This is a genomic window from Flavobacterium sp., assembly GCF_027533505.1.
In the GTDB taxonomy this organism is placed as follows: Bacteria; Bacteroidota; Bacteroidia; order Flavobacteriales; family Flavobacteriaceae; genus Flavobacterium.
Genome location: NZ_JAPZUB010000039.1, coordinates 1 through 12807 on the forward strand (window position 1 = coordinate 1; position 12807 = coordinate 12807).

The following is a 12807-nucleotide window of genomic DNA, read 5'->3' on the forward strand; positions in this document are numbered from 1 at the left end:
TATTTTGCCTAACATATTGCCACTATTTTATACTCAAATATACCATTTTTGGCAATAATTATCATCTATTTCTAGCTAAATTTTATTGTAATAAAATAACAATCAGACAGTTATTTGTTTTTTAAGGGATGACTATTTAAATTAAATATTGAAAATCTTATTACACTTGTATTAGAAGTAAAATTGCATCAAAATGGTCGAAACCACCCATGTAGGGATTGGCATCGATACCCCTGAGGATTTAGAAAAGGCGCGGGCGTTGTTTGCGCAGCAGTGATTACGACTCCATTTTTTTCAAAACAACCAACTTATACAGCAATAAAGGAGCTGTGCGTTGCCTTTTTACTCACTTTCTTCATTGTCAAAATACCCTTTGCTTTTCACTTTGGTGGAAAAGAAATTCAGAAAAAGCAAGACAAATGACAAAAAGAACATGGCTTGAATGCTCACTAAGATTTTTCCATAGGTGGTAATGGGATAGTAATCTCCAAACCCAATGGAGTTGGCACTAACCAAACTGAAATAGACGGCATCAAACCAGTGTGGAAAGGGTTTGTTCATGGTATCGCCCAACGTATAGAGCACCCCAAACGAAACTACAATTTCGATATAGTTAAAAAACAAAAGCAGCATCGAGCGTTTGTAAGAACGGGGTCGTACGAATAAATCGGAGGCAAAAATGAGCGTGGGAATGTAAAAGACGGTTTCCAAGAGCATGTAAATCATCGCGATTAACAGGATTTGATGGTGTTGCCATCCGTAGATTAAAATCGTCCAGGGAAGTGCCATTTTGGCTAACACATACACATCCATGGCCAAATCTTGGTATTCATGGCCTATTTTACACGCCAGGTATTTGATATAAACCCCGGGGAACAATAATTGTGAGGAAGACAGAAAAAGGCGCACTATTTTTTCAATTCCATTGTCGTATTGGTGGTCGTTGTTCCAAATGGCACGGATGTTTAAAATTCGCCGCTGAATCGGATTGAATTTGGGACGATCGCGGTAGGTGAATTTGCCGACAAATAGTTTTTTGACAAAGCTCATCACGCTAATTTTTTAATGGTAAACAATTCGTTATGCTCCTCGACTTTGGGGTACATGCGTACGGAGTAGTTTTCGGAGAACTTTTGACGGTAGCGTACATTCCGTTGGGCGTCTTCGGGCGTTAGGACCATCGTATTAAACAAAATAAAGCCGTTCACGCGCAAGCATTTGTTGATATGGTGCATAAAAAAATCTTCAAAAAGAAAAGCGGGCATTTGGGTGTCTTGAAAAATATCAATGATGATTAAATCGTACTGATTTTGTGAGCGTAAGATAAACGAAAAGGCATCTTCAACAATGAGTTCCAATTGCGCAAAGCGATCGATTTGAAAATAGTCTTTGGCGACTTGTAGCACCTCGGCATCGAGTTCGACCCCCGTTACCTTCCCTTGAAATCGAATTTCTTCCACTAGCGTTGCAATGACACTGCCTCCCGCTACGCCCAAAACCAGTACTTCTTGAAAGTTGCGAATACGTTCAAAGCCAATGTATTTCAGCCCTTTGCGTAAAATGCGCTGTAAGCTACCAAAGGAATAGTTGGTTTGTGCACTATCTAAAACCAATTGTCCGTTGTTCCACGTTACTTCCAAACTTTTACTCAAGGTTGATTTGCGTTTGACAACAGGAATCGGAAATAAATAGCTTAGGTATTTGGCCAGCATTGGGTTAGGTTTAGTCCGTATTATGTTCTAAATTTACACCAAATTAATGGGATGCGAAAACGACTGTACGAATTTATTTTTTTTCGACTGATGCGCTGGCGTTTGGTGGGTTCTTTTGACCCGGCAATTTCCAAATGCGTTATTGCCGTGATGCCGCATACGTGTAATTTTGACTTTTTCATCGGACTCTTGGTGCGGGGAATTGTGAATCAAAAAATGAATTTTGTGGGCAAAAAAGAGTTGTTTGTCTTTCCCTTTGGGTATTATTTCAGAGCCATTGGCGGGGCGCCTTTGGACCGAAGTGGTGGGAAAAACCTCGTGGATGCCATTGTGGATATCTTCAATGCACGGGAAGTGTTTCGTTTGGGAATCGCTCCCGAAGGAACCCGTAAACGCGTCGATACCTTGCGCACTGGGTTTTATTTTATTGCGCACAAAGCCCAAGTTCCCATCATCCCTGTAGCGTTTGATTTTGGAAAAAAAGAGGTTCGCATAGGGGCACCTTTTTATCCCACAGGGGCGGTTGAGACTGACCTGCCAACGTTTCTCGCTTTTTATAAAGGAGTTCAAGGACGCTACCCTGAACGACAATTTTCAGGTTTATAAAACCAAATTTTTTCGTTTTTCGTACATAAGGGAAAACAACTTCAAACCTTATAATTTATGAAAAACAAAGTTCTTTTGTTGGCCTTCGTTAGTGCTTTTTACGCTTGCAGTGACAACGATTCAACGGCACCAGCCGCCACTCCCGAGTTACGGTTGGTCACCTCCAGTAATACTTCTGGCAAAGTAAGTTATACCGATTTATTAGCCAATACCCCCAATCCGATTTCGTTTACCATAGGATCGCTTGATACCGATGGAGTGTATTACGACAGCGCTCGTGATGAGATTTTGGTGGCTTCGCGTTCCCAAAACAAACTGGAAATCTACGGTGGCGTTCAAAATGCGGTAAGCACCAATGCCACCTCACTTTCCCTAGCGTTAGCCTCGGCTTCTGAGTTTACCAATGCACGAGAGGTAGCCGTTGCAGGCGACAAAATCGTCGTGACCCAAGACCAGAGTCCTAGCAACGCCAACACCAATAAGCTGCTTGTGTACCAACGCTCGGGGTCCTCGTTGAGTTTACGTAATGCCTACACGGTTAATTTTAAAACATGGGGAATCGCTATGGAAGGGACGACTTTGTATGCGGTGGCCGATTTGACAGGGGATCTTTTGGTTTTTGAAAACTTCTTCAATTTACCTTCGGGGTCGATAATGCCAACCAAGCGCGTGACCATTGCCGGATTGGTTCGCACACACGGCATTGCCTATGCCAAATCCGACGATCGTATGGTCTTGACCGATGTGGGTGCTGCTGCTTCCGACAGTGACGGCGGTTTGATTGTGATCAATAATTTTAGTTCAGTAATCAATGCAACGCCCAACGGCGGAACCATAGCCTTGACAAATCAAGTTCGTGTCTACGGCCCCCTATCTACCCTTGGCAACCCTGTAGATGTGGCGTATGATGCGGTTAGCCAACGTATTTATGTGGCGGAGCGCGCCAATATGGGCGGTCGTTTGCTCACCTTCGCATTACCTACTACTACAGCCGATACAGCGCCTGCAGCGGCACGCCTAGAACCCGGCATAAGCAGCGTATACGTACATCGTAAATAGTTTGTTTTTTGTTTCATTTGACAGTGAAGGAAAGCTCCCGTCGCCGCTGGCACGGGGCTTTTTTTTGGTATCTTTGTGGGTATAATTACCGCTATGGATTACCTCAATTTATTTCATATCTACAAACAGCATACGTTGTTTGGTCGTTATATCCCTTTAGCATTGGTCGAGCGCGTTGCCCAAGGTTTACAACTGAAGATGGAAGTTTCCGGAGCGTCTGTCAACCAAAGACCGTTGTATCAATTAGAAATTGGAACTGGGGCACGCAAAGTGTTGCTATGGTCGCAAATGCATGGGAACGAGAGCACTACGACCAAAGCTTTGTTTGATTTCATCGCTTTTTTAGGCAGTGATGAACCCGAGGCAAAACGCTTGTGCAGGCATTTTCATTTTTGCATATTGCCTATGGTGAATCCCGATGGGGCAGAAGTCTACACCCGGGTGAATGCCAATGGGGTGGATTTGAATCGCGATGCGGTGGCGCTTACCCAGCCCGAAAGTCGCTTTCTTCGGGAGGTTTTTGAAGCTTTTCAACCCGATTTAGCCTATAACTTACACGACCAGCGGACTATTTTTGGAGCAGGCGATAGCGGATTACCTGCTACGGTTTCCTTTTTGGCCCCTGCCTATGATGAAGCACGATCGGTGAATGCCGTGCGCACCCGAGCCATGCAAATTATTGTAGCGATGAACAACGAATTACAGCGTCATATCCCCAATCAAGTGGGCCGTTTTGACGATGCGTTTAATTTGAATTGTATAGGCGACTATTTTACCCATCGTGGCGTACCTACAATTCTTTTTGAAGCCGGACATTATCCTAACGATTATCATCGAGAATTTACGCGTAAAATGATTTTTATTGCTTTACTTTCCGGATTGCAGTATGTTTACGAAAACGATGTAGTTAGCAACAAAATTGACCTTTATTTACAAATTCCTCAAAATAATACCGTTTTTTATGATTTTATTTATAAAAATATTAAAATAAATTATGATGGTAAGGAAATAATTACGAATTTTGCGGCGCAATACCGTGAAGAATTCATTGACGGGAAAATCCACCTGAATGCCTATATTAGTGCGGTAGGCGATCTAGAAGGAAAGCGGGGACATTATACGTATAACGCGCACAAAATGCCGTATACGGATGGGCGAGAGGATATTCCGAAAATTGATGAAAAAGCGGATTTTTGTTTAGGAAAAACGATAAATTTTGTTAATGGTATAAAAATATAACATTGTTTTTTCGTTTTTGATGAATTAAATGTATTAATTTGCAATCGTAATAAATAAACATTATAAACACGCTGCTATGAGTAAGTTTCGTTTGGATGAAGTGGATCATCAAATTCTCGACATGTTAATTGATAATACCCGTGTTCCTTTTACGGATATCGCCAAGAAATTGTTGATTTCTGCGGGAACGGTTCACGTTCGGGTAAAGAAAATGGAGGATGCCGGTATTATTATGGGCTCTTCACTTACTTTGGATTATGAAAAATTGGGCTATTCCTTTATCGCTTATGTAGGGGTATTTTTGAACAATACTTCGCAAACCAAATTTGTATTGGAGCGTATTAATGAAATTCCCTTTGTTACGGTGGCGCATGTAACAACCGGAAAGTTTAATATTTTCTGTAAAATTCGTGCCCGCGACACCAAGCATGCCAAAGACGTCATTTTTATGATTGACGATATCGAAGGAGTGTACCGTACAGAAACCATGATTTCCTTGGAAGAAAGTATTAACGATAAAAAACGCTTAATGCATACCATCTTTAAAGATATTTAAGCTGTAACACGTTATTTGATTTCATGAAAACCTCAAGCTATACTTGGGGTTTTTTTTATATAATTTATCGCAAAAGCTATGTACACGTCACCGCAATCTGAGCAATTTCACCAACAGGTTTGGTCCAAATACCATTTGTATAACAGTGTTTTTATCACCTTGCCTTTTGATGCTATTGATAATACCGGGGCCTTATTGCCATTGTTTAATGAGGCTTGCGCCAAAGGGTTGCAACAACAGATGACTCCCCAGGCTATTGTGACTGCCTTTGCGACCAAGTATTTGGAGCGTTCCGATGCCGAAACCGTGGTTCCGTTGTTGTTTCGATTTATTCAATATGTGGAACGGCAAATCGTTCTTTTTGATGCCATTGAAGACGCCGCTTTCGCCTCCCTAAATAATCTCGAAGGAACAGGGTCGCTACGTGAAATTAAAGAGCGGTGTGATACGGCCGAGCGGCAACAACATCTCCAGGAATTTTTGCAACGTTTTCGCGTTCGTACGGTATTGACGGCTCACCCTACGCAGTTTTACCCCGGGGCTGTGTTGGGTATTATTACCGATTTGACCGAAGCCCTTCGAAACAACGATTTACACCAAATTAAACAGTTATTAGCGCAATTGGGAAAGACTCGTTTTATTAAAAAAGAAAAGCCCACGCCTTATGATGAAGCCGTAAGTTTGATATGGTATTTAGAAAATGTTTTTTACAACACTACAGGATTAATTTTGCAACACCTGAATTCGACCTCCAATACCTCCGATTTCCAAGGGCAACCTGTCATTCAGCTTGGATTTTGGCAGGGGGGAGATCGCGATGGGAATCCTTTTGTTACCCCCGAAATCACAGGGCAAGTTGCACAACGATTACGTACTTCTATTCTCAAATGTTATTATACCGATATCCGAAAGTTGAAACGCAAATTGACCTTTACAGAGGTGGATGTAATAGTCGCCAAAATCGAACACCAGTTGTACCGTTCGGTTTTCTATTCGCAAGGGGAGTTGTATATCGGGTTGTCTGAGCTGATAGCTGATTTGCAGGTCATTAAAGCATTGTTGATCGATAAACATCAGGCGCTTTATGTAGATGAAGTACAAGAACTGTTGTGTAAAGTACACACCTTTGGATTTCATTTTGCCACCCTTGACATTCGCCAAAACAGTGCTATTCACAATCAAGTGGTCGCCGCAGTGGTACGTTATTTAGGGCAACCATCCTATTTGGAGGGGGACGAAAAATCGAAAATCAACCAACTCCCAGCTGTGCAAGGAAAAGTAGAGTCGTCAGCTTTTGAAAGTCCAATTGTCATGCAAACTTTGGCTTCAATAGAGGTAATGCAAACTATTCAAAATCAAAATGGTGAATTAGGTTGCAATCGATATATTATCAGCAATAATGAGTCGGCGTTGAATGTGCTGGAAACCCTTGCCATGTTCCGTTGGGTAGGTTGGGAGAATCCTTCGGTTGATATTGTCCCTTTGTTTGAATCGGTTGACGATTTACAGCAAGCGGCTGCCATTATGGAGCAGTTGTATCAACATCCAGAATACCGTGAACATTTGGAACGCCGTAGCAAAACGCAAACGGTTATGTTAGGATTCTCCGATGGGACCAAAGACGGGGGGTATTTGATGGCTAATTGGTCTATTTTTAAAGCCAAAGAAGCCATTACGGCCATGTCACGCAAATACGGAATTGAAGTTGTTTTTTTTGACGGTCGCGGAGGACCGCCGGCACGAGGGGGTGGAAAAACCCACAAGTTTTATGCTTCTCTGGGGTCGGGAATCGAACATAAAGAAATTCAATTGACGGTACAAGGGCAAACCATTAGCTCCAATTTTGGAACCCCAGATTCGTGCCGTTTTAATTTAGAAAATTTGGTAAGCGCAGGGATATCCAACGGGTTGTTTGCCAAAAAAGAAAATGATTTAACGGTCGCGGATCAAGCGATCATCGATGAATTAGCACAAGTGGGCTATGAAAAATACCTTAGCTTCAAAAACCATCCGCAGTTTATTCCGTATTTGGAGCACCGCAGCACGTTGAATTATTATGCAAAAACCAATATTGGGAGTCGACCCGCCAAACGAAAAGCGGCCGATCAATTGGATTTTGCCGATTTACGAGCGATCCCTTTTGTGGGATCATGGAGTCAGATGAAGCAAAATGTACCCGGTTTTTTTGGGGTAGGAACTGCGTTAGATGCCTTTGACAAAGTAGGCCGTTGGGGAGAAGTACAAGCCTTGTATCAACATTCTTTATTTTTCCGTACATTGTTGGAAAACAGTATGATGGCATTAGCGAAATCTTTTTTCCCTTTAACACAATATTTACAACATGATCCAGAATTTGGTTCGTTTTGGGAAAGCATTCATGAGGAGTTTTTATTGACCAAAAAATTGCTTTTAAAAATTGCCGGTCATCACGAGCTAATGGAAAATTATCCCGAAGGAATTGCTTCCATCAAAATGCGGGAAGCGATTGTTTTACCCTTGTTGGTCATTCAGCAATTTGCTTTAATGCAAATTCAACAAATCAAGCAAGGAAAAGGGGATGCCGCTTGGTTAGATACCTATGAAAAATTAGTTATTCGGTCGCTGTTTGGTAATACCAATGCCAGTCGTAACTCGGCTTAAATAATTTTTTATAAATTTAAGATGTTGGTAATTAACGCATTAAAAAATATTTTTTGTTAAAGTTTTTAAAATCCCTTGTGTATTCCAAAAAACCTTTTGAAGTTTGCAGTGTTGAAAAACGAAAAATAAAAATCAACGATCAATGAAAAAATTAATGTGTCAAATGTGTTGTATGATGTGGGAAATTTTCCCGCAGAGGACCTGTTTGGCATAACTTGAAAAAGAAATTAAAACATTCAAGTATACCCAAAGCCTCTGCCACCGCAGAGGCTTTTTCTATTTCCCAACTTGAAACTTTAAACCTGAAACTTTAAACCTGAAACCTGAAACCTGAAACCTGAAACCTGAAACTTTACGCAATGTCCACCACAGCAAAACATAACAACCACCGCCGTTTAATGCACATGATGATGTGTTGTTGTACTATGCTTTGTTGCCAAAGGTGATCCTTACGTTATGTCTATATTGTGTTCAGGTCCTTTTGGTTACAAATCAAAAGGGCCTTTTTTTTGAGTCGAAAGACAAAAGTCTAAAGTCTAAAGTTCAATAACTAATCACCAGTCACTAATCACTAATCACTAATCACTAATCACCAGTCACTAATCACTAATCACTAAATTCTAAAATCTAAATTCTAAAATCTAAAAATCATGAGTACAACAAAATTTGCCACCCAAGCCCTTCATGCCGGACATGATGTAAACCAAACTTCAGGAACCCGTGCTGTGCCGATTTACCAAACCACATCCTATGTGTTTAACAATGTCGATCATGCAGCCAATCTGTTCAGTTTAAGTGAATCGGGTTACATTTATACCCGTCTGAACAACCCCACCAACGATGTGTTGGAACAACGTTTGGCCCAACTCGAGGGCGGTATCGGTGCTGTAGTGACGGCCTCAGGAACCGCCGCATTGGCCACCGCTTTGCTAGTGTTATTAAAAGCCGGTGATCATATCGTTGCCTCTAATAGCCTTTATGGCGGAACCTACAATTTGCTTAATGTAACCTTGCCCCGTTTGGGAATTACCACCACCTTTGTGGATCCGTCTGATCCTACTAATTTCACCCAAGCCGCCCAAGAAAACACACGGGTATTCTTTGCAGAAAGTCTCGGTAACCCAAAACTCGATGTCTTGGATTTGGAAGCCATTGCCCAACAAGCGAAAGCGTTTAAAGTTCCTTTTATCGTGGATAATACTGTTGCCTCACCGTATTTACTCAATCCCATCCAATACGGCGCCAATATTGTGATTCACTCGCTGACCAAATACATCACCGGTAACGGAACATCCCTCGGTGGCGTAATCATTGATGCCGGCACTTTTGATTGGAGCAATGGAAAGTTTCCGGAGTTTACCGAACCTGCCGCGGGGTACCACGGGTTGAAGTATTATGAAGCCCTCGGAGCCGCTGCCTTTATTGCCAAAGTGCGTATCGAAGGCTTGCGCGATTTTGGCGCTGCACTGAGTCCGTTTAATGCTTTTCAAACGCTACAAGGATTGGAAACACTCGAAGTCCGTATCCTCAAACACAGTCAGAATGCCCTCGTGTTGGCCGAGTGGTTGAGCGAACAAGAAGCCGTAGCCTGGGTCAACTATCCCGGATTGAAAACCTCGAAATATTATGATTTAGCGCAAAAATACCTGCCGCAAGGACAGAGTGGTATAGTCACGTTCGGACTCAAGGGTGGATACGAGGCTGCGAAAAAAGTGGCCAATGAGTCTAAACTATTCTCTTTACTGGCCAACATCGGTGATACGAAATCCTTGATTATTCACCCGGCAAGTACGACACACCAACAATTAACACCTGAGCAACAAGAGAGCACGGGAGTGACACCCGACCTCATTCGCCTTTCGGTTGGCCTCGAGGCTATCGACGATTTAAAAGCGGATTTGGCTACCGTTTTCGCGGCATTGCCCGTTGAAAAAACAGTCTAGGTTTTTGTTTGTTTGTGGAACCCCCGGATGCGCCACATTCGGGGAGGTTTCCACCGTTTTTTTGGAGCTATTCCCGCTTTCGCCTTTACCTGCCAACCGTTAGGTCGGTCACTACGCTAGCGCAACGTGGATATCGGCGCTACCTGCCCGCCTTTGGTAGGTCGGGGCTAGGGCTATGTACTTCTAAAAAACGATAATTGCTGACAACATACATCGATTTAACAATACAGTCATCATGAAAAAATTAGCCAAAATAGAACTCCATCAATTTCTTTTGGAAAATGGAAAAACCACTCCTTTTTTGCCCTTGTACTTCGAAACCTTTGGACAAATCCTCGGTGCGGCACCCGTAGTTGTAGTCAATCATGCACTCACCGGCAACTCCACGGTAACCGGGGAAAAAGGGTGGTGGAACGAACTCATCGGATACGGAAAACTTATCGATTTGGATACGTATACCGTTATCGCGTTTAATATTCCAGGCAACGGCTATGACGGAATTTTAGGGAATTTAATTTCAAATTACCATGATTATACGGTACGCGATATCGCCCGAATGTTTTGGCAAGGATTGCAGGAAGTAAAGGTTGAACAGATTTTTGCACTTATTGGAGGAAGTTTAGGAGGTGCCATCGCTTGGGAAATGGCAGTATTGCAGCCGCATGCAGTTCAACATTTGATTCCCATTGCAACCGACTGGAAAGCGACCGATTGGGTATTGGCCAATGTCCAAGTCCAAGAGCAAATTCTAAACAATTCCGTGCAACCCATTGAAGATGCGCGCCAACACGCCATGTTGTTGTACCGAACGCCGCAATCCATCAACGCGCGATTCAATCGGCAACAATTCCCTAATGGCGAATTTGCAGTCGAGAATTGGCTCACCTATCATGGTGTTCAGTTGAAAAATCGATTCCGACTCTCTGCCTATAAATTGATGAATCATTTATTAAAAACCAATGATATTACCCGCAACAGGGGTTCGCTCGAAGAAGTAGTCGCCTCCATCGAAGCAACGATTCATATTGTGAGTGTTGATACCGACTTATTTTTTACAGCCCGTGAAAATCGGAAAACCGTCATGGAATTAGCATCTGCGCATCCCGAGATCTATTACCATGAAATCCAATCCATTCATGGACATGATGCTTTTTTAATCGAATTTGAACAATTAATAACACTTTTAAAACCGGTATTTACTACCCAAAACCAACGCAATTATGCCAACGCTTAGAATCAATATCGTACTTTTTGGAATCGGAAATGTAGGAAGCACTTTGATCAATCAGGTACTTCAAGCGCAGGATTTCTTTTTACAACAAAAAAATATCGAACTCCGTTTCCCCATTATTACCAATTCTACTTTGGCATTCTTTGAAAAAGAAGGCGTGAAAAACCAATGGGAAGCCAATTTTGCTCAATCCGCCATACCGTTTCGCATTGAAGATATCATCGAATATGTGAAAGAACTCGAATTGGATAACCTGATTGCCGTTGACGCTACCGCGAGTGAGGCTATTATTAAAAATTATATTCCGCTAGTTCAGGCGGGTTTTCATATCGTAGCCGCCAATAAAAAAGCCAATACGTTACACTATGATTTTTATAAAGAACTGCGAGTGAACTTAAAACGTTTTGATCGTAAGTTTTTATACGAAACCAATGTGGGTGCTGGTTTGCCCGTGGTAAATACCATTCGGGATTTGTATGAGGCCGGAGACCAGGTCACTAAAATACGCGGTGTGTTTTCGGGAACACTCAGTTATTTGTTCAACCGATTTGGGGAAGAAGATATTCCTTTTGCTACGATATTGAAAGAAGCCGAACAGCAAGGACTAACCGAACCCGATTCTCGAGAGGATTTGTCAGGAAAAGATGTCGCCCGTAAATTATTGATTTTAGCCCGCGAATTGGGATCGACCGCCGAACTTTCATCGGTGAAAATAGCGTCATTACTCGTGCCAGAATTGCCGGAAACGTTGCCTTTAAAGGCGTACCGTCAACAGCAACGGGTATTGAATAAGCCTTTCCAAATAGCTAAAATTACCCAACCCGAAAATCATGTGTTGCGGTATGTGGGCGAATGGGAATTGCAATCCGGTACATTGGAAGTGAAATTGATTTCGGTACCCCGGAATTCCGCCTTGGGTCAGTTAAAAGGCGCTGACAACCTTATTGAAATTTTCACCACTTCGTATGGGGAACAGCCTATAGTGATTCAAGGCGCGGGAGCAGGAAAAGCGGTGACGGCTCGTGGCGTACTTTCGGATATCATTCGAATTGCAGATACATTGGTATACAAAGCACAACTGTTACAAGATTGGGTTGCCTAAAGTTTGTTATCTTTGAGGAAAAGAAATAAAATATGCGTATTGAACAAGTACAAGCAGGCGAATATGGTGATTTTTATGCACCCTATTTGGCACAAGTAGATCCACAGTACTCACTGGTTGAAGAGTTGGAGATTGCCTTACATCGTTTTATTCACTTTGTACGTGAAATTCCGATGGATAAATTTGATTATCGTTATGCCGAAGGGAAATGGACGATCAAAGAAATCATTCAACATATTATTGATGCGGAACGGGTATTTGCGTATCGTGCCATGCGGATTGCTCGCCATGATCAAACGCCTTTACCTGGATTTGATGAAAACGACTATGTAGCTGCGTCTAATGGCAATGAACGAAGTATTCAAGATTTACTTACAGAATTTTCGACATTACGCCATGCTACGATTTATATGTTTAAATCGTTTAAGCCAGAATATTTCGAACGTAAAGGAATGGCGTCCAAACATCCTATTACGGTTCGTGCTCTCGGGTTTATCATCATTGGGCATCAAAACCACCACCATAAAGTGTTTCAACAACGCTACCTTTAGGTTATTATAAATTATATTATTTTAAATTTTAAAGGCTATGGTCTAATTAATATACGGTAAATTTATTATGTTTTTAAATTCATACCATGCGGAGAATGATGTAGCTATTAACAACACGGTTTTCTTTAGCGGACTTTGACTTTCATTTATGATTGATTTTAGCGCATA

Annotated in this window: 11 protein-coding genes and 1 pseudogene; 10 read left to right on the forward strand and 2 right to left on the reverse strand. The window is 42.1% G+C overall.

Annotated features, from left to right (window positions below):
• Window positions 1-187: 187 nt before the first annotated feature.
• A pseudogene (locus O9316_RS09165) lies at window positions 188-277 on the forward strand (3-deoxy-manno-octulosonate cytidylyltransferase); the annotation flags it as partial.
• Window positions 278-342: 65 nt separating this feature from the next.
• On the opposite strand, the gene O9316_RS09170 reads toward O9316_RS09165, so the two are convergent.
• Together O9316_RS09170 and O9316_RS09175 are read right to left on the reverse strand one after the other, a co-directional pair.
• Complete coding sequence (locus O9316_RS09170) at window positions 343-1050, reverse strand: potassium channel family protein (RefSeq protein WP_298205538.1); 708 nt, start codon at window positions 1048-1050, stop codon at window positions 343-345.
• Entirely contained in the window at window positions 1050-1712 is a 663-nt protein-coding gene (locus O9316_RS09175; RefSeq protein WP_298205539.1) for a spermidine synthase, read from the reverse strand. The genes O9316_RS09170 and O9316_RS09175 overlap by 1 nt, the downstream gene beginning before the upstream one ends.
• A gap of 51 nt (window positions 1713-1763) precedes the next feature.
• On the opposite strand from O9316_RS09175, the gene O9316_RS09180 reads away from it, so the two are divergent.
• The 9 genes from O9316_RS09180 to O9316_RS09220 all read left to right on the forward strand — a co-directional run bounded on the left by O9316_RS09180 (window position 1764) and on the right by O9316_RS09220 (window position 12639).
• Window positions 1764-2318, forward strand: a complete 555-nt coding sequence (locus O9316_RS09180) for a 1-acyl-sn-glycerol-3-phosphate acyltransferase (RefSeq protein WP_298205540.1) — start codon at window positions 1764-1766, stop codon at window positions 2316-2318.
• A 57-nt stretch (window positions 2319-2375) separates the two neighbouring features.
• Window positions 2376-3377 carry a hypothetical protein gene (locus O9316_RS09185; protein ID WP_298205541.1) on the forward strand — a complete coding sequence of 334 codons (1002 nt, stop codon included), beginning with the start codon at window positions 2376-2378 and terminating at the stop codon, window positions 3375-3377.
• Window positions 3378-3470: 93 nt separating this feature from the next.
• On the forward strand, window positions 3471-4616 hold the full coding sequence (locus O9316_RS09190; RefSeq protein WP_298205542.1) for a M14 metallopeptidase family protein: 1146 nt from the start codon (window positions 3471-3473) through the stop codon (window positions 4614-4616).
• 76 nt (window positions 4617-4692) lie between these two features.
• Window positions 4693-5172, forward strand: a complete 480-nt coding sequence (locus O9316_RS09195; protein ID WP_073362417.1) for a winged helix-turn-helix transcriptional regulator — start codon at window positions 4693-4695, stop codon at window positions 5170-5172.
• Between the two features lie 78 nt (window positions 5173-5250).
• Window positions 5251-7812 carry a phosphoenolpyruvate carboxylase gene (locus tag O9316_RS09200; protein WP_298205543.1) on the forward strand — a complete coding sequence of 854 codons (2562 nt, stop codon included), beginning with the start codon at window positions 5251-5253 and terminating at the stop codon, window positions 7810-7812.
• Window positions 7813-8462: 650 nt separating this feature from the next.
• The gene (locus tag O9316_RS09205; protein WP_288041015.1) at window positions 8463-9755 is read left to right on the forward strand and encodes a PLP-dependent transferase; all 1293 of its coding nucleotides are present in this window, start codon (window positions 8463-8465) and stop codon (window positions 9753-9755) included.
• A gap of 235 nt (window positions 9756-9990) precedes the next feature.
• Window positions 9991-10989 carry an alpha/beta fold hydrolase gene (locus O9316_RS09210; RefSeq protein ID WP_298205544.1) on the forward strand — a complete coding sequence of 333 codons (999 nt, stop codon included), beginning with the start codon at window positions 9991-9993 and terminating at the stop codon, window positions 10987-10989.
• The gene (locus tag O9316_RS09215) at window positions 10976-12088 is read left to right on the forward strand and encodes an aspartate kinase (protein WP_288041011.1); all 1113 of its coding nucleotides are present in this window, start codon (window positions 10976-10978) and stop codon (window positions 12086-12088) included. Before O9316_RS09210 ends, O9316_RS09215 begins: the two co-directional genes overlap by 14 nt.
• 32 nt (window positions 12089-12120) lie before the next feature.
• Complete coding sequence (locus O9316_RS09220; protein WP_288041009.1) at window positions 12121-12639, forward strand: DinB family protein; 519 nt, start codon at window positions 12121-12123, stop codon at window positions 12637-12639.
• Window positions 12640-12807 lie beyond the last annotated feature (168 nt).